The 18,902-nt window shown below is 53.2% G+C and carries 22 protein-coding genes and 1 other RNA gene; 12 read left to right on the top strand and 11 right to left on the bottom strand.

The features are described 5' to 3' along the window. Positions 1 to 8: 8 nt before the first annotated feature. Positions 9 to 389: a transfer-messenger RNA gene (ssrA, locus tag QLH52_RS01870) on the bottom strand. Between the two features lie 359 nt (positions 390 to 748). On the opposite strand from ssrA, the gene QLH52_RS01865 reads away from it, so the two are divergent. From QLH52_RS01865 to trxC, 4 genes are read left to right on the top strand one after another with little or no spacing between them, the layout of a single operon-like run. After that, positions 749 to 1,693, top strand: coding sequence for a DnaJ C-terminal domain-containing protein (locus QLH52_RS01865; protein WP_319960372.1), 945 nt, complete (start codon positions 749 to 751; stop codon positions 1,691 to 1,693). Positions 1,694 to 1,696: 3 nt separating this feature from the next. After that, positions 1,697 to 2,005: a chaperone modulator CbpM gene (locus QLH52_RS01860; RefSeq protein WP_319960371.1), complete on the top strand. Its 309-nt coding sequence runs from the start codon at positions 1,697 to 1,699 to the stop codon at positions 2,003 to 2,005. A gap of 2 nt (positions 2,006 to 2,007) precedes the next feature. Beyond that, positions 2,008 to 2,961, top strand: a complete 954-nt coding sequence (locus QLH52_RS01855; protein WP_319960370.1) for a zinc metalloprotease HtpX — start codon at positions 2,008 to 2,010, stop codon at positions 2,959 to 2,961. Between the two features lie 56 nt (positions 2,962 to 3,017). Then, the gene (trxC, locus tag QLH52_RS01850) at positions 3,018 to 3,452 is read left to right on the top strand and encodes a thioredoxin TrxC (protein ID WP_319960369.1); all 435 of its coding nucleotides are present in this window, start codon (positions 3,018 to 3,020) and stop codon (positions 3,450 to 3,452) included. A gap of 41 nt (positions 3,453 to 3,493) precedes the next feature. On the opposite strand, the gene QLH52_RS01845 is transcribed toward trxC, so the two are convergent. Next, positions 3,494 to 3,916, bottom strand: a complete 423-nt coding sequence (locus tag QLH52_RS01845; RefSeq protein WP_319960368.1) for a hypothetical protein — start codon at positions 3,914 to 3,916, stop codon at positions 3,494 to 3,496. Between the two features lie 90 nt (positions 3,917 to 4,006). On the opposite strand from QLH52_RS01845, the gene cysD reads away from it, so the two are divergent. From cysD to cysN, 5 genes are read left to right on the top strand one after another with little or no spacing between them, the layout of a single operon-like run. Continuing rightward, complete coding sequence (gene cysD / locus QLH52_RS01840; protein WP_319960367.1) at positions 4,007 to 4,915, top strand: sulfate adenylyltransferase subunit CysD; 909 nt, start codon at positions 4,007 to 4,009, stop codon at positions 4,913 to 4,915. A gap of 36 nt (positions 4,916 to 4,951) precedes the next feature. Next, entirely contained in the window at positions 4,952 to 5,371 is a 420-nt protein-coding gene (locus QLH52_RS01835; protein WP_165786272.1) for a DUF4124 domain-containing protein, read from the top strand. 19 nt (positions 5,372 to 5,390) lie between these two features. Next, positions 5,391 to 5,594 carry a hypothetical protein gene (locus QLH52_RS01830; RefSeq protein WP_319960366.1) on the top strand — a complete coding sequence of 68 codons (204 nt, stop codon included), beginning with the start codon at positions 5,391 to 5,393 and terminating at the stop codon, positions 5,592 to 5,594. 4 nt (positions 5,595 to 5,598) lie between these two features. Beyond that, on the top strand, positions 5,599 to 5,976 hold the full coding sequence (locus tag QLH52_RS01825; RefSeq protein ID WP_319960365.1) for a type II toxin-antitoxin system death-on-curing family toxin: 378 nt from the start codon (positions 5,599 to 5,601) through the stop codon (positions 5,974 to 5,976). A gap of 52 nt (positions 5,977 to 6,028) precedes the next feature. Continuing rightward, positions 6,029 to 7,654 (top strand): sulfate adenylyltransferase subunit CysN, encoded by a 1,626-nt coding sequence (gene cysN / locus QLH52_RS01820; RefSeq protein ID WP_319960364.1) that lies wholly within the window; start codon positions 6,029 to 6,031, stop codon positions 7,652 to 7,654. Between the two features lie 75 nt (positions 7,655 to 7,729). Here the strand turns inward: cysN and QLH52_RS01815 are convergent, their stop codons facing one another. The 7 genes from QLH52_RS01815 to QLH52_RS01785 form a co-directional block, all read right to left on the bottom strand. Continuing rightward, the gene (locus tag QLH52_RS01815) at positions 7,730 to 8,176 is read right to left on the bottom strand and encodes a hypothetical protein (RefSeq protein ID WP_033156030.1); all 447 of its coding nucleotides are present in this window, start codon (positions 8,174 to 8,176) and stop codon (positions 7,730 to 7,732) included. Positions 8,177 to 8,248: 72 nt separating this feature from the next. Next, positions 8,249 to 9,667: a phosphomannomutase gene (locus QLH52_RS01810; RefSeq protein ID WP_319960363.1), complete on the bottom strand. Its 1,419-nt coding sequence runs from the start codon at positions 9,665 to 9,667 to the stop codon at positions 8,249 to 8,251. A gap of 22 nt (positions 9,668 to 9,689) precedes the next feature. Further along, complete coding sequence (locus tag QLH52_RS01805) at positions 9,690 to 10,295, bottom strand: RloB family protein (protein WP_319960362.1); 606 nt, start codon at positions 10,293 to 10,295, stop codon at positions 9,690 to 9,692. Position 10,296: 1 nt separating this feature from the next. Continuing rightward, positions 10,297 to 11,544: an AAA family ATPase gene (locus QLH52_RS01800; protein WP_319960361.1), complete on the bottom strand. Its 1,248-nt coding sequence runs from the start codon at positions 11,542 to 11,544 to the stop codon at positions 10,297 to 10,299. A gap of 115 nt (positions 11,545 to 11,659) precedes the next feature. Then, entirely contained in the window at positions 11,660 to 12,346 is a 687-nt protein-coding gene (locus QLH52_RS01795) for a helix-turn-helix transcriptional regulator (protein WP_319960360.1), read from the bottom strand. Positions 12,347 to 12,390: 44 nt separating this feature from the next. Continuing rightward, positions 12,391 to 12,765 carry a VOC family protein gene (locus QLH52_RS01790; protein ID WP_319960359.1) on the bottom strand — a complete coding sequence of 125 codons (375 nt, stop codon included), beginning with the start codon at positions 12,763 to 12,765 and terminating at the stop codon, positions 12,391 to 12,393. Positions 12,766 to 12,848: 83 nt separating this feature from the next. Then, entirely contained in the window at positions 12,849 to 14,354 is a 1,506-nt protein-coding gene (locus QLH52_RS01785) for a helicase HerA-like domain-containing protein (protein ID WP_319960358.1), read from the bottom strand. A gap of 487 nt (positions 14,355 to 14,841) precedes the next feature. Between QLH52_RS01785 and QLH52_RS01780 the strand changes: the two genes are divergently transcribed. Next, positions 14,842 to 15,582 (top strand): hypothetical protein, encoded by a 741-nt coding sequence (locus tag QLH52_RS01780; RefSeq protein WP_319960357.1) that lies wholly within the window; start codon positions 14,842 to 14,844, stop codon positions 15,580 to 15,582. A gap of 201 nt (positions 15,583 to 15,783) precedes the next feature. Here the strand turns inward: QLH52_RS01780 and QLH52_RS01775 are convergent, their stop codons facing one another. Both QLH52_RS01775 and QLH52_RS01770 read right to left on the bottom strand, forming a co-directional pair. After that, positions 15,784 to 16,440, bottom strand: a complete 657-nt coding sequence (locus QLH52_RS01775; protein ID WP_319960356.1) for a thioredoxin domain-containing protein — start codon at positions 16,438 to 16,440, stop codon at positions 15,784 to 15,786. Between the two features lie 192 nt (positions 16,441 to 16,632). After that, positions 16,633 to 17,115: a YajQ family cyclic di-GMP-binding protein gene (locus QLH52_RS01770; protein WP_319960355.1), complete on the bottom strand. Its 483-nt coding sequence runs from the start codon at positions 17,113 to 17,115 to the stop codon at positions 16,633 to 16,635. A 159-nt stretch (positions 17,116 to 17,274) separates the two neighbouring features. Between QLH52_RS01770 and QLH52_RS01765 the strand changes: the two genes are divergently transcribed. Both QLH52_RS01765 and QLH52_RS01760 read left to right on the top strand, forming a co-directional pair. Continuing rightward, entirely contained in the window at positions 17,275 to 17,817 is a 543-nt protein-coding gene (locus tag QLH52_RS01765; protein WP_319960354.1) for a hypothetical protein, read from the top strand. 196 nt (positions 17,818 to 18,013) lie between these two features. Further along, on the top strand, positions 18,014 to 18,868 hold the full coding sequence (locus tag QLH52_RS01760; RefSeq protein WP_033156019.1) for an SIR2 family protein: 855 nt from the start codon (positions 18,014 to 18,016) through the stop codon (positions 18,866 to 18,868). The last annotated feature ends 34 nt before the right edge of the window (positions 18,869 to 18,902 follow it).

Genomic DNA, 18,902 nt, shown 5'->3' with positions numbered 1-18,902 from the left:
ATCTTAGGTGGTGGAGGTGGGGGGAATTGAACCCCCGTCCGCAAGCACTCCGCCACAAGCTCTACATGCTTATCCCGCGCTTTTAATTTAACTGTTGACTACCCGTCGGGCCAAGAGGATCAACAGCGATTTCGATTGGATTTAGCGATTCAGGCTCCGAACTAAGCCCTGGCGCGATCTTATGTAATATGATCCCTGAGCGCCTCCCGAAAGAGACTCCAGACGCATAAGTACATCTGGTCAGAGAAGTGGTGCAGGTTTTAAGCTGCTAAGGCCACTGAGTAGTTTTCGTCGTTTGCGAATACTTGTTTTCAGTAGGTTTTACGAGCTGTACTGTGCTCGGCATGCACCTGAGGTTTTGCTACCCACGTCGAAGCCATGTCACCCCCAAGAAGTTATATCTTATCAAATCGATAAAATAATTGTCAGTAAGATGGGTTTGAAATCAACGATTTCAAGTTCTTCCGAAAAATAACCGTCGGGCAAAGCCTCTTGTTTTTAGACCAGCGCACCTCCATTTTTTCAGGCATCTTCAATTGATAGGTTTTAGTTAAGATTGTCGCACTCCAGGCAATCCGCTATAAAACCGTTATTAACACGGGCCTTGAGCTGCGTTCGCCTAGAGTTCGTCGGAAAACGCTCAACCGTGGGCTTCGACAAGTTCCGCCAGAACACTATGTCTGCGGTAAATTAGAGCCGGGCGGCAGTTAGATTTAGCTTGGTCAACGTCGGTCACAGGAGGCATGACGTGCAATACAAAGACTATTATCAAATTCTCGGCGTCAATCGCGACGCGGTGCTTGCTGACATCAAAAAAGCCTACCGCAAACTGGCGCGCAAATATCATCCGGACATTTCCAAGGAAGCGGATGCCGAGTCGCACATGAAAGAGATCAACGAAGCCTACGCGGTGCTCTCTGATACGGAAAAGCGCGCGGCTTACGATCAGTTGGGACGTGGCTATCGGCCCGGCCAGGAGTTTCATCCCCCACCCAATTGGGATGCCGGCTTCGAGTTTTCCAGCACCGACACCGCCGATTTCGGCGACTTTTTCAGTCAATTATTCGGCAAGATGGGCGCTGGCAGGGGGCGCGGCGGACCGTTCGAAAGCCAGACAGGCTTCCACGCCCAAGGCGAGGATCATCACGCCAAAGTGCTGCTGGATATAGTCGACGCTTTTAACGGCGCGGCCCGGCAAATCAGCTTAAGAGTGCCGCGCATGGACGCCAGTGGCCATGTGGTGTTGGATACCCGCACCTTGAACGTAAAAATCCCCAAGGGTGTGTACGAGGGCCAGATCATCCGTTTGGCCGGCCAGGGCGCGCCGGGCATGGGCAGCGGCAAGCCCGGCGACTTGCTGCTGGAGGTGCATTTCAATCCGCATCCGCGTTTACGGGTGGACGGCAGCAATCTGCATATGAGCTTACCGGTCACGCCTTGGGAAGCGGCGCTGGGGGCGATGGTGCCGGTGAATTTATTCGATACCGGCCTGAAAGTGCGTATCCCGGAAGGCACGCAAAGCGGCCAGCAACTGCGGCTGCGCGGCAAGGGCATCCCAAGCGCGACGCCCGGCGACTTGCTGTTGGATATTCAGGTGGTATTGCCGCCGGCCAACACGGCCAAAGCCAAAGCACTTTACGAAACCATGGCGCGCGAACTGGCTTTCGACCCGCGCACGAACCACAGGAGCTAAAGCATGTCATCAGCCGAGAACTTGATCGACGCCGTTCTGGAAGACAGCGGCCTGACTTTGCAGCAACTGGCGGCCATCTGCGCAGTAGAGCCGGAATGGATAACCCGGCATATAGAAGAAGGCTGGCTCAATCCGCTGCCGCAGCAGCAAAGCGAATGGCGTTTTTCCAGCGCGCATCTGCTGCGGGTGCGGCGTATCGTTAGCCTGGAACGTAATTTTGAAGCCCTGCCCGAGCTGGCCGCACTGGTCGCGGACATGCAAGAAGAAATCGACGACTTACGCCGCCGCTTGCGCCGGGCCGGATTGGAGTAAGCATGCAAAGTATCGAATGGCACCGCCACAGCTGGCTCAACCGGCTGCAAACACTGTTTTTAATGTTGGCGCTACTGGCAATCTGCACCTTGGCCGGCAGCCTGTTGTTTGGCGAAGAAGGCATCTGGATTGCGTTGGCGACCGGCGTATTTGCGCTGATCTTCGAACCCGCTGCGGCCTGGCGCTTGACGCTAAGTCTTTACCGGGCGCGGCCTATCCATCCGCAAGAAGCGCCGGCTCTGTGGCAAATGTTGCAGGTGCTGGCCGAGCGCGCCGAACTGTCTAGCGTTCCGGCGCCGTATTACATTCCCAGCCCGCTCATCAATGCCTTTGCGGTCGGCAGCCGCCAACAATCGGCGATTGCGTTGACCGACGGCTTGTTCAAACAGCTTAACTCGCGGGAACTGGCCGGCGTGTTGGCGCATGAAATGGCGCATATCGCCAATAACGATTTGCGGGTGATGGGCTTGGCCGATGCGATTAGCCGAATTACCGCTTTATTCGCCGCCACCGGACAGTTGTTTTTGTTGCTGTCTATCCCCTTGCTGCTGTTCGGCGAGATCAGCTTTCAAATCAATTGGCCGGGTTTGTTGCTGCTGTTGTTCTCGCCGCATTTTGCCTTATTGATGCAACTGGGCTTATCACGCATCCGCGAATACGATGCCGACCTGAATGCGGCGGCGCTAACCGGCGACCCCTTGGGTTTGGCGACAGCCTTGGCGCATATCGAACAAGTCAGTGGCGGCTGGAAGTCGATACTGCTACCGGGCTGGGGCAATCCGGAGCCTTCTTGGCTGCGCACTCATCCGCCCACCGCTGAACGGGTACGCCGCCTGCAAGCCTTGAGCCCCAGCCGGCCGCAAACGCTTTGGCACGAACCATTCATCGCGCCGGGTTACGGCAGCCGGGTGATTGTCAGGCCGGCGCGTTGGCGCATCGGCGGCTTGTGGCGATAGTTGGTTAATTTTGAGTGGCGAATAGATTCGCCGAAACCTTTATTCGAGAACTCCATATGAGTGAATCCCTACATTTAGTCTGCCCAGATTGCCTAGCCGTGAACCGCTTACCGGCAAACCGTTTGTCGCAAAACCCAAAATGCGGACAATGCCATCAAGCCTTATTCAGCAGCCATCCCTTGGCGCTGACAGCGAAAAGCTTTGAAACACATTTGACCCGTAACGACATTCCGCTGCTGGTGGATTTTTGGGCGGATTGGTGCGGCCCCTGCAAAATGATGGCACCGGCTTTTGCGCAAGCCGCGCAAGTTTTGGAACCGCGCGTGCGTTTGGGCAAAGTCGACACCGAAGCCGAGCAACAGCTCAGCGCCCGTTACAACATTCGCAGTATTCCAACGCTGATTTTATTTAAGGGCAGCCGGGAGTTAGCCAGACAGTCCGGCGCTTTGAGCGCGCAGGACATCGTGCGCTGGGTGAATAGCCGGCTATAAATGTTTCGGATGTGCTGGGTCAGTCAATGCCCAAGAAAGCACTACAGCATTTTCAGTAACGGCGGTAACGATAGGGAGAACTTTTGCCTGGCGACATCACCAATTACGCCGGTATAACTGCGCTGTAGATACAAATCCACACCGCACACCCGAGCGATCATCGAGCAGCGGCCGCTGAGCGCGAATTGCTCGCCCTGCAGGCGATAAATTAACGGCACGCAATCGTTGCGCAGTATCGGCCCGGCGACGATGAAATCAATGCGCTGATCGAACATTTCGTATTCAAGGCTGTCCGGCAACAGCGCCAGCTCCGCCAACAACACCTTGTCGTCATCGCCGATAGTGCCGTAAATACTGCAAAGGCACTGGCGCAAATCCATCAGTAACAGGTCGGCCAGTTTTGGCGCATTCAGCCGACCGGACTGCTGCCCGGCCAGTTTTTCCAGTCCGTGTATCTGTCTCATAAGCTTTGCCGATAGCGTCGATGGGGGTTTGCCTTTAAAATAGCGGGCTTACACTCCACAGCAAACATGGCCGTGCGCCCCGGATAATTGATGACCGATTATAAATTAACCCATCTGAAACAGCTCGAAGCAGAAAGCATCCATATCATTCGCGAAGTGGCGGCGGAATTTGAAAAGCCTGTCATGCTGTATTCGATAGGCAAGGATTCCGCTGTGATGCTGCATCTAACTCGCAAGGCATTCTTCCCCGGCAAACCGCCGTTTCCGTTGTTGCACGTCGATACCACCTGGAAATTTCGGGAAATGATCGAGTTTCGTAACACGATGGCTAAGGATCTTGGTTGGGATCTTATCGTGCACATCAACGAAGAAGGCGTCGCTCAGGGCATAGGCCCGTTCACGCACGGCAGTAAAAAACATACTGACGTGATGAAAACCGATGCGCTGAAACAAGCCTTGAACAAATACCAGTTCGACGCGGCCTTCGGCGGCGCCCGCCGCGACGAGGAAAAATCCCGCGCCAAGGAACGGGTGTATTCATTCCGCGACAAAAACCACCGCTGGGACCCGAAAAACCAACGCCCGGAACTCTGGAACATTTATAACGGCAAAGTCGATAAAGGTGAGTCCATCCGCGTGTTCCCGCTATCCAACTGGACCGAGCTGGACATCTGGCAATACATCCACCTGGAAAACATTCCTATCGTGCCTTTGTATTTTGCCAAAGAGCGGCCAGTGGTCGAAAAAGACGGCATGTTGATTATGGTCGACGACGAGCGCATGCCGATTGGCCCGGACGACAAGGTGGAAATGAAAATGGTACGTTTCCGCACCCTGGGTTGCTACCCCTTGACCGGCGCGGTTGAATCGACTGCAACCACGTTGCCGGAAATCATCCAGGAAATGCTGCTGACTACCACCTCTGAACGCCAAGGCCGTTTGATCGACCACGATCAGGCTGGCTCCATGGAACAAAAGAAACGCGAAGGTTACTTCTGAACGCTTGTACCGTTAGCGAATGAGGAAACACGAATAGTGAAGAAATTCTTGTGCTTGTTTATCCTGTTTTACTCCGCGGATAGCTTGGCCGGTGTTTATAAATGTACCGATGCAAAGGGTCATGTAGTCTATTCGGATACCGCTTGCGATCAAAAAGCTGATCGCAAGACACCGGATTTAAAACCGCTTGCGGAAGTGAAAGCAGAACAGCCCCTTTCCTCAAAACTAACCGACAAAGTTAAAGGCCTTTTCGAAAGCGCCCCGAAATCAGAGCCTAACAATGCAACGGCCAGCTCCACGGAGCGTAATACTGAGAACTTCGTTTGCGACGGCCGCGTTTATTGTTCGCAAATGAGATCGTGCGAAGAGGCGACATACTTCATCAATAACTGCCCTGACACTAAAATGGATGGCAACAATGACGGTGTTCCCTGCGAAAAGCAGTGGTGTCGATAAGTCTTTTTACAGGTGACTCATGCAATTACATGAAGAAATACAAGAACACCTTGTGAGACTGGAACCGCATCTGCAGGCCGAGGTATTGGATTTCGTCTTGTTTTTGGAACAAAAACAACAGCAATCCTTACCCGATAGCGTAATTAACGATGAAGAGGCCTTAAAGATTCACGAGCAATTGATGAATCAATATGCCGACGCCTTTGCTAAATTAGCGCAGTAACAGCATGCCCGAGTTGTTTTTTATCTCGAAAACCTTGGCATTGACGATACATCGGCAACAGATAGAACGCTTCGGCGGCACACAGGGCGTCAGAGATGAAGCCTTGCTGGAATCGGCGCTCGGCGCAGCCCGGCAAACCTGGCACTACAGCGGCGACATTTTTCAAACCGCCGCTCAATACTGCTATTCGCTCGCCAATAACCATCCGTTTCTGGACGGTAACAAGCGAGTCGCTGCGGCCTGTATGCTGGTTTTTCTGGCGGCCAATCGCAAGCAGCCGGCCATGGACAATCCCCAGCTCTACGAGTGGGTGATCAGTGTAGCAACCCGGCAATTGAGTCGCGACGAACTAGCCGAATTATTAAAACAACATTGCAAGTAAGCGCTTTAACAGCGCGGCACCTTTTATTACAAATAAGGCATTTAGGAACCCCATGTCCCACCAATCCGACCTAATCAGCACTGACATCAACGCCTATCTGGCGCAACATGAACGCAAGGAATTACTGCGTTTTTTAACCTGCGGTAACGTCGACGACGGCAAAAGCACTTTGATCGGCCGCTTGCTGCACGACTCGAAAATGATTTACGAAGACCAGTTGGCCGCCGTGCAGGCCGACAGCGTCAAATCCGGCACCACCGGCGCCGGCAAGATCGACTTGGCCTTGCTGGTCGACGGCTTGCAAGCGGAACGCGAGCAAGGCATCACCATCGACGTGGCCTACCGCTATTTCTCCACTTCGACGCGCAAATTCATCATCGCCGACACCCCGGGCCACGAGCAATACACCCGCAACATGGCCACCGGCGCCTCGACCTGCGACTTGGCAGTGATCTTGATCGACGCCCGTTACGGTGTGCAAACCCAAACCAAGCGCCACAGTTTCATTGCTTCCTTGCTGGGCATCAAGCACATCATCGTCGCGATCAATAAAATGGATTTGGTCGGTTACAGCGAAGAAACCTTCCGCAAGATTCAGGACGATTATCTGGCGTTCATCAAATCACTGGATCTACACGATGTGCATTTCATCCCGATGTCTGCATTGGACGGCGATAACGTGGTCAACCCCAGCGCCAATATGCCCTGGTTTACCGGCATGCCGATGATGGAATTGTTGAACAGCATCGAAATTGCCAGTGACCACAACTTCGCCGACGCCCGTTTCCCGGTGCAATACGTCAACCGCCCCAACCTGGATTTTCGCGGTTTCTGCGGCACCGTCGCATCCGGCATATTTCATAAAGGTGATGCCATTACCGCGCTGCCGTCCGGCAAAACCAGCAAGATCAAATCCATCGTCACCTTCGATGGCGAGTTGGACGAAGCGTTTGCGGCGATGGCGGTCACGTTGACACTTGAAGATGAAATAGACGTCAGCCGCGGCGACATCATCCTGGGCCAGCAACAAGCCGCGCCCAGCATCGCCGACAAATTCAAAGCCACTATCGTCTGGATGACCGAGCAAGCCATGGTGCCTGGACGGCAGTATGTGATTAAGCTGGCAACGCGCAGCGTGTCCGGCTCGGTATCGATGATTCATCACCGCATCGACGTCAACACGCTGGAACACCACGATGCCAATGAGTTGAAACTGAACGAAATCGGTTCTTGCACCGTGGCAGTCAATGCGCCGGTGGTATTCGACCCATACAAACGCAATAAAACCACTGGTTCGTTCATCGTCATAGACCGACTAACCAACGTCACTGTCGGTGCCGGCATGATTACGGGCGACGCCAGCGCGGAAGACTGGTCGCCGGTGTCCGCCGCAGAGCGGGCAATTCGCTTTAGCCAAACCGCCAGCATCATCGCCTTGAGCGGTGTCACTGCCCAGCAAGTGGCTTACCAATTGGAACGCAAACTGTTCGATACCGGCCATGCTACGACGGTATTGGAACAAGCGAACGATGCGCTGGCTACCGCGATCAAAAATGCCGGTTTGTTGTGCCTGTGCCTTGATGGAAAACCGGCCGCAGCCGATTTGAGCTTTGATTGCGATCAATACAGCGTCGATGACATCTACGTTGCATTGAAAAATCGGGAAGTGATTCGTTAATGATGTATTCGCCAAGCGCTGGTCTTGGCGAAATTTAGAAAGGACGGCGAAAGTCGCCGCCCTTTTTCCAGCCGATTAGTTCAACAAATCCAGCGCTTTTGCCGCGGCTTTTTGTTTGGCTTTGCCTTTCACAGCTTTGACCGCTTCGCCGGTTGATTTGGGCGCCGCGTCGACTTTACCTTTCAACTGTTTTGCCGTTTCCTTACCAGCCTTCAGGGTTTCGGCACCTTGCTTCACTTCGGCTGGCACGGCTTGTTCCAGTTTTTGCTGAGCGGCGTCTTTAACCGCTTCCTGGGCCTGATTCTTCAATTGCCCCGGCGCATTTTCCACACCTTGCTTCACTTCTTGGGCACGCTGCAAGGCTTCGTTAGCCTGTTCTGCTCGTTGCACCGCTCCGGGCGCGACGGCAGTCGCGGTATCCTTGGCCGCTTGTTTGGCCACACCTTTCAGCACAGCCGATTGTGCAAACGCGGCGCCGGAAACCAATACTAAAGAGCTGAATAAAATTGCTTTATGTTGCATGGTGTTACCCTCGTACTTAGTTATTATCGAGATTAGACAATACTACAAGGAAACTTAACGGCGGATTAACCGCTAGCCGGCAATCCGTTTTAACGTCAAAGCCACCAACTCTTCCGCGCGCGCCATAGCGTCGGCCTCGGCGTAGCAACGCAATTCCGGCGCATTGCCGGAGGGACGCAGATGCACGATCTCGCCGTTGGCGAAGGTCAAGCGCAGGCCGTCCGTCGTATCGCGGTTAACCGGAGCCCCGAGCGTGTCGCCCCATAGCCCGCGATAAGCGGTCTCATCGGCTTGCAATCGTTCCAGCAAGGCCCGGCTATTGGCGACCGGAAACGCCTGGATGCGGTCGCTGGCAGTGTAACGTTGCGGCAAACCTTGCAGAAGCCCCGATAATTTCACCCCTTGAGTGCTCGCCATCGCCAATAAAGCCAGGGCCGGCAGCAATGAATCGCGAGTCGGCAATGGCGCCAAGGTTTTGCCGTTTACCGACAAACCGTTGCCGGCCAGGAAACCGCCGTTAGCCTCGAAGCCGGCTACGCCGCCGCTTGGCACTTGCTCCATACCGGCAATCACGTATGGCGAGCCAATCCGCGTGCGAACCACTTGCTTGAACCAGCCGGATGCTTCGATGGCAGTATTGCAGCTCACCGGCGTCACTACCGTATCGGCTCCCAAAAATTTCGCGCACAGCAAACCCACAATATCGCCGCGCAGCCATTCGCCGGTTTCGTCGCCGATCAAGGGCCGGTCGCCGTCGCCGTCGGTAGAGATCAAGGCATCCAGCTTATATTCGGCGGCCCAGTTGCGGCCGCGCTGCCGATCCGCCTCGCCGACTGCTTCGGTGTCGATAGGCACGAAAGTATCGGTGCGTTCCAGGCCAATTACCTCGGCGCCCAACTCGGCCAAAACTTCCTTCAACACATCGCGGGCGGCGCTGGAATGCTCGTAGACGCCAACCCGCCAGCCGTTTAACAAATCATCAGCGAACAAACTGGTGTAGCGTTGCCGAAATTGCGTCAGCGCCGCCGGATTAACAGCGGGCAGTTCAGCCGTCACGTCTTGCACATTCACCGTCGCACCGGTCATTGCCGCTTCGTCGGCCTTACTGATTTCACCATCGGCCCGATAAAACTTGATGCCGTTGCGGTCGAATGGAATATGACTGCCGGTGACCATGATCGCCGGCAGACCGTTGATTAACGCATACAAAGCCAGCGCCGGCGTCGGCAACACCCCGCAAAAATCCACGTCGCAACCGGCTTGGCGGATGCCGGCCACGCAAGCTTGGGCGATTTCCGGGCTGGATGGCCTGAGGTCCATACCCAAAACAATTTTTTGGCCGGGCCGCGCCAGATTTAAACCTTGGATAAACGCCAGCGTATAAGCGGCGCAGACTTCGCCGGTCATTTGACTAACCAGGCCGCGCGCGCCGCTGGTGCCGAACGCCACGCCGCTATCGGCCATCATTTGTTGGATGTTGATTGTTGTCATGGGATATTGAGATAAGTTGAATTTAACGAATTTTTTGCGGTTGAGATAATTCTTCGAAATACGCCAGCAATTCATGCAGGCGAGTGCTCGGATTCATTTCGCCGCTATCGTGTGCTTCGGTTAAGACTTTTGGCGCGAAGTGTCTAGCATCAGGAAGCCGGCTTTCCAGGCTCCGGAAAATATTTCGATCACTGCCTTTGTCATAGCCCACGAAATCAGGATAAGCGCATAAATCCTTGAGCAATGAGTCAGGCGAATGCGGCTTTCGGCTGTATCCAAAATGCAGCAACAACCAAAACTCAAAACAGGGATAGGAAACAATCGCGTCAATCTTTGCTTGATTTTTCGCTACGTCCAACGCTTTTTCGAAGTTGGCGTGGGTATCGCGGTCTATCACGCAAAACACCCGGTCGCACTTGCCTTTTCTGCCAATCGCTTCATTGACAATATTCAACGGGTCGGTTTTACCGCAGTGACAGATTTCGACTTGCACCTTTACCCGAAAATACCCACAGGCATCTTCCAAGTAACGCTTACCGGACTTGCTGTCTTCGCAAATCACCAAGACAGTCGGTTGCGGTTTGAAACGCGGCTTGCTCCGATTAAAAGACGCGGCGTTACGAGACATTTTAACTTCGGCGAATTATCGGCAAAGCACGGTAACGACCTTCGTAATAACGCTTTTCGAGATCCTCACCTTCTCGGCCTTCAAAATCGTGAATGGAACGGAGTTGGGTTGCGCCGTTGGCATCGCGCTCGGTTAGCCAGAATTGGTCGCGGCGTAATATTTTTGTATCCATTAGGTGGGTGTCGTGGGTGGTGAAGATAAGCTGTATAGGCGATTCAGCATGAATGCATTTTGCAACTAGTGAAGCAACGAGCTCAGGATGCAGACTGCTATCAAATTCATCAACTACCAAAGGGACGCCTAATTGATTTAAATTTGGTGGCATATTTAGATGCCAGGGCAACCAAAATCCGACTAAATTTTTGGTGCCATCCGATTCGTCGTGAAAATCAAATTCTGCTGTTCCCAACGCAGTTTCATGTGTCAACACCATTTTACGTTTAGACCTACCTCCCGGCCCTATACCAAAAACACTTTCCAGTTCACTTAACTCTGATTGTTCGAATCGAATATTTGTCACCGGCACATCGACTTCATTGAGAAAAATGGAAAGATCATCCGCGTACCCAGGAGCCAAATTTGCAAGATTTTGACTGGTAGTTATCAAGGCTTCCATGTTTCTGCAGTCTACTAAATTAGGCTGGCGCAGCCACTGCAACGGCCTCCGTAATTGACTAAACTCTTCACTACTGTTTGCTACCGCCTGGACTATGAACAACATCTGTGGTCCAGTTGCTTTACGCCATAAATTGTGTAGCTCCTTCTCTCCCTGCAATTGCTTTCCAAAAGTGTATTCTTCGGCAAAATTCAAGTAACGACGTTCATAGAGCAACGATTCTTTCCCATCTATAAACGCCCATAGGCGTTCCTCCATAACACGCTCTGAAGTCAAGGCCAAGTCAAATTGATAACGTTGTTCCATGCAAATAAAATGCATCTCAACCCGGCTAGGCTCACCTATCAATTCTGAATCGAAACGAAATGGTGCCACTGGAAGAGGCGTTGGATTTGCGCTGGGTTGCCGTGACGCCACCTCGCGAACCACATCCAACGCTTTAATCAAATTGCTCTTACCCGATGCATTCGGCCCATAAATCGCAGCCACTTTGAGTAAATCCGGCAGTTTTTCACCCTTGACGGCAGGTTTGAACACATTTTCACGTTTCCGCAATCTGGGTGCCGCGACCATCGAAAAAGTCTGTTTCTCGCGGAAGGAGCGAAAGTTAGTAACGGAAAATTCGATTAGCATGCAGAAAACTCGCAATTAGATAGCGTTATTGCCCAATACTATAGCCAATCACAAGGCTTTCTGCAGATAAACTGCATTTTAGCTCTAATATTCCAGATCTAACGACCGATTAGAATCACTGCGGAGAGCAATGCATCCGCCGAATAAAATCCTGTAGGGTTTGGCCGGCGTCGTCGGTAAACACTTCGTCCAGCACCAGCGCCCGCAGGATGCGATCCAGCCGGAAATTACGAAAATCGCCGCGCAGTTCGCACCAGCCCACCAAGGTCCAGACATTGCCCCAAAAATATAAGCCCAGCGGCTTGATCCGCCGCTGGCTGAACGTGCCGTCGGCACGGCGATAATCCATGGACAGCAAACGCTTACCGTCCAGCGCCTTGCGGCAAATATCCATGGTCACATCCAAATCTTCACGCTGCGAAAAACGTAGAGCGAACAATTTGCTGCGCTCCAATTGCTCGCGCAACTCCGCCGGCACCACTGCCGTCACCTTGTCCAGCACCGACTGCGCGGAATGGCCCAGCTCCTTGCCGGCCCAGGTTTTCACCATCCGCGCGCCGATGACCAAGGCTTCCAGTTCGGCGGCGCTGAACATGATGGGCGGAATATCCAGACTATGGCGCAGCATGTAGCCGACACCGGCCTCGCCTTCGATAGGAATACCGGACAGGCTTAACACCTGGATGTCTCGATAGATAGTGCGCTCGGAAACCTCCAGACGCTCGGCGAGCGCCTTGGCGGTAACCAACCTCCGGTTACGCAGGATTTGGACGATTTGAAACAGGCGATCGGCTCGACGCATGGGCTAGAGGGCGGCCAAGCGCTTGGCCGCCGTCCTGGAGGGGATTAAGCTTTGGAATAAACGCCGACGCGGTTGCCCTCGCTATCGAGAAACATCGCGAAATAACCGCATTCGCCGTCGTGAATCGGCGTTTTTGGCATCAATACGCTACCGCTGTTCGACTCGACTTTAGCCAGCGGCTCGTTCAAGTCGGCGCCACCGTTGAAGTACACCACCGCCCCGGTCGCGCTGGGCTGGTAATGCTCGCCCAGCACCAGCATACCGCTGACCGCGCCTTCCTCGGCTTCAAAGATTGCCAATTGATAGGCCCCCATTTCTTCTTCCTTGAATGAGACGTCGAATACACTACGGTAAAAGTCCTGGGCTCGGCGCATGTCGGTCACCGGCAATTCAAACCAAGTTGCTACATTGTTCATCATGATGCGTTTCCTCGTTGTGGTTAAAAGAGCCGTCATCCTAAAACAGCCCTCCTGACAGCGTTATGTCAGCAATGTTTTGGGCCTTAGCGCTGGCCGCCCAACAGCGAGCCCAACACCCCGCGAATGATTTGCTTGCCTACTTCCTGGCCGATGCTGCGCGCGGCACTTTTCGCGGCCGCTTCCAGCACGCTTTGCCCGCTGCTGCGGCCGCGCCGGGATTTAGTGGCGGCACCGACGCCGCCCAATAACACTTCGCCCCAATTGAAGCCGGATCCGGAATCGCCGCTTTCGCTGGCAGATTCGGGCGGCGCGACTTTTTCCGCGCGGCCTTTCAGAATTTCGTAGGCCGATTCGCGATCTACCTGTTTTTCGTAATGGCCGGCGATGACGGAAGTATTGATCGATTCCTGCCGCTCGGCCTCGCTGACCGCACCGACATGGGAGCTTGGCGGCTTAATCATGGCTCGTTGTACCGGCAAAGGCGTACCTTTTTCATCCAGAAAGGATACCAAGGCTTCGCCCACACCCAGTTCGGTGATAGCCGTTTCGACATCCACGTCCGGATTGGCTCTAAAGGTTTCCGCCGCCGCTTTCACGGCTTTTTGATCGCGCGGGGTAAACGCCCGCAAGGCGTGTTGCACACGGTTGCCAAGTTGACCGAGAATCACGTCCGGAATATCCAGCGGGTTTTGACTGACAAAATACACGCCCACGCCCTTGGAACGAATCAAACGCACCACTTGTTCGATTTTTTGCAGCAACGCGGCCGGGGCGTCGTTGAACAGCAAATGCGCTTCGTCGAAGAAAAATACCAATTTAGGCTTGTCCAGATCCCCAGCCTCCGGCAGATTCTCGAATAACTCGGACAACAACCACAACAGCAAGGTGGCGTAGACGCGCGGCGAGTTATAAAGCGTGTCGGCCGCCAGAATATTGATCACGCCCCGGCCGCCGTCGGTTTGCAGAAAGTCGTTAAAATCCAACGCAGGCTCGCCAAACAGATTCTCGCCGCCTTCGTGTTCCAGTTGCAACAAGCCGCGCTGAATAGCGCCGACGCTGGCCGCCGAAATGCTGCCGTATTCACCGGACAACTCAGAAGCATTCTCGGAAGCGTATTGTAGTAAGGCCCGCAGATCCTTCAAGTCCAGTAGCAACCAGCCGTTGTCGTCGGCGATTTTGAAAGCCGCGGTGAGGACGCCGCTCTGCACCTCGTTCAAATCCAGCATCCGCGCCAGCAACAGCGGCCCCATTTCCGACACCGTCGAGCGCAAGGGATGGCCTTTTTTACCCAACACATCCCAAAACAACGTCGGCATCGCCGCATAGTCGGCGGCTAACCCCAACTCAGCCAGCCGCGCCTCGACTTTGGCATTGCCGCCCCCCGTCCTGCTGATGCCGGATAAATCGCCCTTCACGTCGGCCATGAATACCGGCACGCCGATTTGCGAAAACGCCTCGGCCAAGGTTTGCAAGGTGATGGTTTTGCCGGTGCCGGTGGCGCCGGCGATCAAGCCGTGGCGGTTAGCCATGCTCGGCAGCAGACACAGTTCGGCAGTCTGGGATTTGGCAATCAGCAAGGGTTCGGTCATGGGCGTTTCCTGAAAAAGCGACAAGGATAAAAAGGTCGCGCAACCATACCATGACCTGAATTGTTAGGTATAGGTTGGCATTATGTTCCGTCGCTGAAGCAGTTTGGTATCAGTGAAACAAAGGCCAGCCTCAGGCTTTCAGTACCGCCATCCATCAATGGGCAGAATACCTTTGTAATACATTTCTTCAAACCTTCACGGACCGGTAACTGTTTTGACTTAGACAATTCGTACGATTGCGCACCGACCGGAACTCTGCTAGGTCGCTAAAACAGAATTCCCAGGAAGACGCCTATGACTTTGTTTTTATTCGAGCTTATCTCGACCAAAGACGGGTAGCAGGTAGCTGGCAATGGACGCGGCAACGCATTAGACAAACTCCAAACATAATGCGGCCAGCAAACTTTAACCCGCTTCGATAAGCCAATAGGTAAAGCTATTGTGGCGGCTCGTTACCTTGTCTATTCATGAATTATTTAGAGATCCTATGAAAATCAAGACTTTGTTCCTGGCAAGCGCCGGGGTTATTTCAATGTTAAGCGGGCATGCCTCGGCGGCATTAATTTCGTTGGACGGCAACGGCTTTACGGCCATCTATGACGATACGAATCTGGGCTTGTTTGGCGCGCCGACTTTATCGGGCGACGGCAAGAGCGTTTTATTCTCGCCGTTAAATTTTAAAGCCCAAGCAACCGGTACTCAGGGCACGGTCTTCGCCAACAGCAATGTGCAGTTCGATATTAGACCCGATGCGGATCAAAGTTTAAGCAGCGTAAGCCTGGTGGAAAACGGTGATTACCGCCTGGTCAATCGCTCCGGTAGCGTCACCCTGGCACCTTCGGTCGATGCATCCGGTCAATTGCGTTTAACCAATCTGTGGAATGGTGTGGATCATATCGCGACCAACTTTTCCGCCGGCCCGCTGACAGACTCATGCGCCACATCGTCCGGCTGCCCGCTAAGCACTTGGTCGGCTACCGCAACACTGGATACCCCTATCGCATGGGGTAACGCGGATGTGCGCGTCAGGATTCAAAACGACTTGACCGCCGAAGCTTTCAATGTGGGTGATTCTGCATTGATCGAGAAAAAACAGTCATCACAAAGTCTGGTATTTACACCGTTTATTGAAGGCGGAACTACCGCAGTGCCTGTTCCCGGTGCGGTTTGGTTATTCGGCTCGGCATTGGCTGGCCTGATGGGTTTGCGTCGCAAAACAATCGCTTAATACAGTATTGCTACACCCCAGCTTAACGCTGCCTAAAACGGCGTGTCAGGCTAGCTAAAAAACGTTAACAAGACACGGATGTCGCCTTAAGATTTCGTCACAAGCAGTCGCCAAATTTGTAACTGCTTCGTCTAAAGCACCTTACGAAAGAGCGGGTGCGGCATTCGCCGGTAGTACGGTCCTACGGAGCCGGAACGGGAACTACAACAGCTTGAGAATATCGGTTTCCAGATCGGGATACGCACCAAACCTGCATTGAACCAGCAAGCCTGCTCTATCAACCAGAATATAAGACGGGGTACCCTGTAACTGGAAAAACTCGAAGGTTTCGGCATGATAATCCAGGGTTTGTAAATATTGTTTTACCTGCGCTCGCACATGCGGTTGGCGTAAGCCGATGTCTTGTTCCAAATCGCTCAAGCGTTGGCTGATAAAAGCGTCAATTTCGCTTTCGATACTGCCGAATTCGCGCTTGGTCAATCTATCCATGGCTACCGGAAAATCAATACGATACGGCAACTTGCCGTCCTGCAGCAGACCTCGCTCCGTTAAGACCCGCAAGGTTTCGCCGATCACCTCACCGGTCTCAACCAAACGTTTTAGATTTTGCAGATTATTTTTATCGAAGTCTTCAAAGGCGGTGGCCAGCCCCAGTACGGTCAAACCGCGCTCGGCATAACGTTGTTTTAACGCCAACACCTGCGGCAGACATGACAAGAAACAGCCGGGACAGTTGACTTGAAACACCGCCACCAACACGACTTGTCCAAGCAATTGTTCGAAATTGACAGGCTGTCCCTGCACCCAGTCGGAAACCGATAGGGGCGGTACTTTTTGACCAATCATTACCGTTTTCATATCGCGCGCCCCCGATAGCTTTAACCAAGTCCCGACCAAATTTATGTTGCTCAGCGTCCGTCAACCAACATCATTAGCTTACCGGACGCCTTGTGCCAACCGAGAGAATTTAACTGAAAACTCCCTGAGGAATCCACACCCGCGGCACCATAGCCGCAACGCCGGATAAGCTCGTCGGCGTAATGGTGAGGACTAATCCCGAAAGTTATTGAATTGCAAAGGCTGCTCCAGATCTTCCATGCGCAACATTTGAATGACTTCCTGCAAATCGTCGCGTTTTTTACCGGTCACGCGCACCTTATCGCCATTGATCGCGGCCTGCACTTTGAGCTTTTTATCCTTGATCAACTTGACGATTTTTTTCGCCAGATCGCTACCCACACCCTGCTTCAAGGTGATGGATTGCTGAGCGGTTTTGCCGGTATCCTGAATCTTGCCGCTTTCCAAACTGGAAATATCGATACCGCGTTTACCCATTTTGGCATACAAAATCGGCAACATTTGTTGCAGTTGAAAGGTCGATTCGGCTTTCATCAGGATGCTGTCTTCCTGCTGCTCGAAACAGGCATTGGAGCCTTTGAAATCAAACCGGGTGGAGACTTCTTTATTGGCTTGGTCCACTGCGTTGGTTACTTCGTGGCTGTCGAGTTCTGAAACGATGTCGAATGATGGCATAGCATTGATTTACAAGTATAAAAGTGGGGCAACTATAACGGCCTTAGCGGCTTTATTCAACTGCTATATGAGCGCCCAATGTCGATTGATGGCGCGTAAAGCCCACTTGTCGGTGGTCGGTTTAGCGGGTATCTTTAACTAAAGCCGACGGAGATACCGATGAAAAACCCGACCACACTCACACTTACCCTGATCGCCTGCCTCAGCCTGCCGATAATGTCCGGTTGCGGCCAGGACCAAGCAAAATCAAGCACTTCAGGCAAGGCCGCGGTCAAACAAACCCTGCGAACCACATCATTGCTCGGTGCAGTCAGCGACAACGCCGGACCGCTCAAAACCGGCACCGTCAGCTTACTGTCCGAAAACGGAAAAACGCTTGCCAGTACCGAGCTCAACAATAGCCAGCGCTATGAAATTCAAGTACCCGCCGGCACCGAGCTTCCGGTCGTTCTCAGTTACACGCCTGCCCCCAACGCGCCGAAAGACGCGCAATTAATCAGCGTGGTGATCCATCCCGACGCCAGCAAATACGACATCAACCCCACGACCACAGCCATTGCCAAACACGCCAAGGCCATGGGCGGTTATACCCATAACAATATGGTGCAAGCCGCGGAAAGTACCGCCCATGTGCCGGATGCCAACAAAACCACAGCCGGTTTTCGCGGCGATCCTACCACCCAGTATGGCGGCTGGCATTAGCGCACTACCCCGGCAACAGCGGCAATTGTCGGGCTTACGACAAATCACCGCCAATTCGTACGGTTGTTACCTTAATCTCCGACTGACCACTCGGGCCACATCTCAGCCACATCGGGGCTTGGTGACCCATCCTGCTAAAGTGGATTGAATTTTGCTTCGGCTAAGCATTACTTTTCATTTTTAGTTGGGGCCAACCATGTCAAATACGGTATTTTCCGAAATTCTAAGCGGTTTGTACGATAACCAAGTCATTCCCTATCTGGGGCCGGGAGCGGTGTTCGACGCCAAAAGCAAACTGACGCAAGAGCCGATGCCCGCCGACAGCGACAGCCTGATTTTGGCGATGAACGGCGGCAAACCGATGGCGCCGAAACTGATGTACGAGTTTCCGCGCGCAGCGATGAACCAGGAACTGAAGCGCGGCCGCAACTATGTATCGCAGTTTCTTGACAAAACCTACGGACAAATTCAATACACCCGCGCATCGATGCACGACTGGCTGAAAGAATGGCGGCCCAAATATGTGATCGACATTAATCGGGATACCCAATTGCAAGACAGTTATGCCGACGAAGAACACACCTTGATTGTCGGCGTAGCCCGCATCGTCGCTACCGCCTTTCGCTTCAAAATTTATCATTACGACGGCAGCCAATATTTCGAGATTCCGCAGGAACAAGTCGATAGAAATCTGCCGATTTTGTTTAAACCGATGGGCACGCCAAAACCCGAAGCCAATTACATCGCCTCCGATGCCGACTATGTGGATTACATCACCGAGCTGATGGGCGGTTTCGCGATTCCGGACTTTTTAAAGGAGTACCGCAAAGGCAAAAAATACCTGTTGTTGGGTTTGCCGCTCAATCGCGATTCCGAGCGGATGGTGATGAGCGACATCACCTATGGCGCCGACGAACATAGAGGCTGGTTTTTAAGAAAAAACCCTACCGACAAGGAAAAACGCTTTAGCGCGAAAATGGGCTTTGAACTGATTAACGCCGACTGCCAGGATTTCCTGCAATCGGTGCAAGCTTCGGCTGTGGCCGCTTAAAACAAATCCCGCAGCTCGGCCAGCGAACAAGCGG

Source organism: Methylomonas defluvii, from assembly GCF_033949435.1.
GTDB lineage: Bacteria > Pseudomonadota > Gammaproteobacteria > Methylococcales > Methylomonadaceae > Methylomonas > Methylomonas defluvii.
Note: the sequence above shows the minus strand (reverse complement) of the source record. Positions and strands in the feature narration are given on the sequence as shown.

Excerpts from the sequence above, each read along its gene's own strand:
- QLH52_RS01860 (WP_319960371.1), top strand. The coding sequence starts at position 1,697 with ATGTCATCAGCCGAGAACTTGATCGACGCCGTTCTGGAAGACAGCGGC.
- QLH52_RS01855 (WP_319960370.1), top strand. The coding sequence starts at position 2,008 with ATGCAAAGTATCGAATGGCACCGCCACAGCTGGCTCAACCGGCTGCAA.
- trxC (WP_319960369.1), top strand. The coding sequence starts at position 3,018 with ATGAGTGAATCCCTACATTTAGTCTGCCCAGATTGCCTAGCCGTGAAC.
- QLH52_RS01845 (WP_319960368.1), bottom strand. The coding sequence starts at position 3,916 with ATGAGACAGATACACGGACTGGAAAAACTGGCCGGGCAGCAGTCCGGT.
- cysD (WP_319960367.1), top strand. The coding sequence starts at position 4,007 with ATGACCGATTATAAATTAACCCATCTGAAACAGCTCGAAGCAGAAAGC.
- QLH52_RS01830 (WP_319960366.1), top strand. The coding sequence starts at position 5,391 with ATGCAATTACATGAAGAAATACAAGAACACCTTGTGAGACTGGAACCG.
- QLH52_RS01825 (WP_319960365.1), top strand. The coding sequence starts at position 5,599 with ATGCCCGAGTTGTTTTTTATCTCGAAAACCTTGGCATTGACGATACAT.
- cysN (WP_319960364.1), top strand. The coding sequence starts at position 6,029 with ATGTCCCACCAATCCGACCTAATCAGCACTGACATCAACGCCTATCTG.
- QLH52_RS01815 (WP_033156030.1), bottom strand. The coding sequence starts at position 8,176 with ATGCAACATAAAGCAATTTTATTCAGCTCTTTAGTATTGGTTTCCGGC.
- QLH52_RS01810 (WP_319960363.1), bottom strand. The coding sequence starts at position 9,667 with ATGACAACAATCAACATCCAACAAATGATGGCCGATAGCGGCGTGGCG.
- QLH52_RS01805 (WP_319960362.1), bottom strand. The coding sequence starts at position 10,295 with ATGTCTCGTAACGCCGCGTCTTTTAATCGGAGCAAGCCGCGTTTCAAA.
- QLH52_RS01800 (WP_319960361.1), bottom strand. The coding sequence starts at position 11,544 with ATGCTAATCGAATTTTCCGTTACTAACTTTCGCTCCTTCCGCGAGAAA.
- QLH52_RS01795 (WP_319960360.1), bottom strand. The coding sequence starts at position 12,346 with ATGCGTCGAGCCGATCGCCTGTTTCAAATCGTCCAAATCCTGCGTAAC.
- QLH52_RS01790 (WP_319960359.1), bottom strand. The coding sequence starts at position 12,765 with ATGATGAACAATGTAGCAACTTGGTTTGAATTGCCGGTGACCGACATG.
- QLH52_RS01785 (WP_319960358.1), bottom strand. The coding sequence starts at position 14,354 with ATGACCGAACCCTTGCTGATTGCCAAATCCCAGACTGCCGAACTGTGT.
- QLH52_RS01780 (WP_319960357.1), top strand. The coding sequence starts at position 14,842 with ATGAAAATCAAGACTTTGTTCCTGGCAAGCGCCGGGGTTATTTCAATG.
- QLH52_RS01775 (WP_319960356.1), bottom strand. The coding sequence starts at position 16,440 with ATGAAAACGGTAATGATTGGTCAAAAAGTACCGCCCCTATCGGTTTCC.
- QLH52_RS01770 (WP_319960355.1), bottom strand. The coding sequence starts at position 17,115 with ATGCCATCATTCGACATCGTTTCAGAACTCGACAGCCACGAAGTAACC.
- QLH52_RS01765 (WP_319960354.1), top strand. The coding sequence starts at position 17,275 with ATGAAAAACCCGACCACACTCACACTTACCCTGATCGCCTGCCTCAGC.
- QLH52_RS01760 (WP_033156019.1), top strand. The coding sequence starts at position 18,014 with ATGTCAAATACGGTATTTTCCGAAATTCTAAGCGGTTTGTACGATAAC.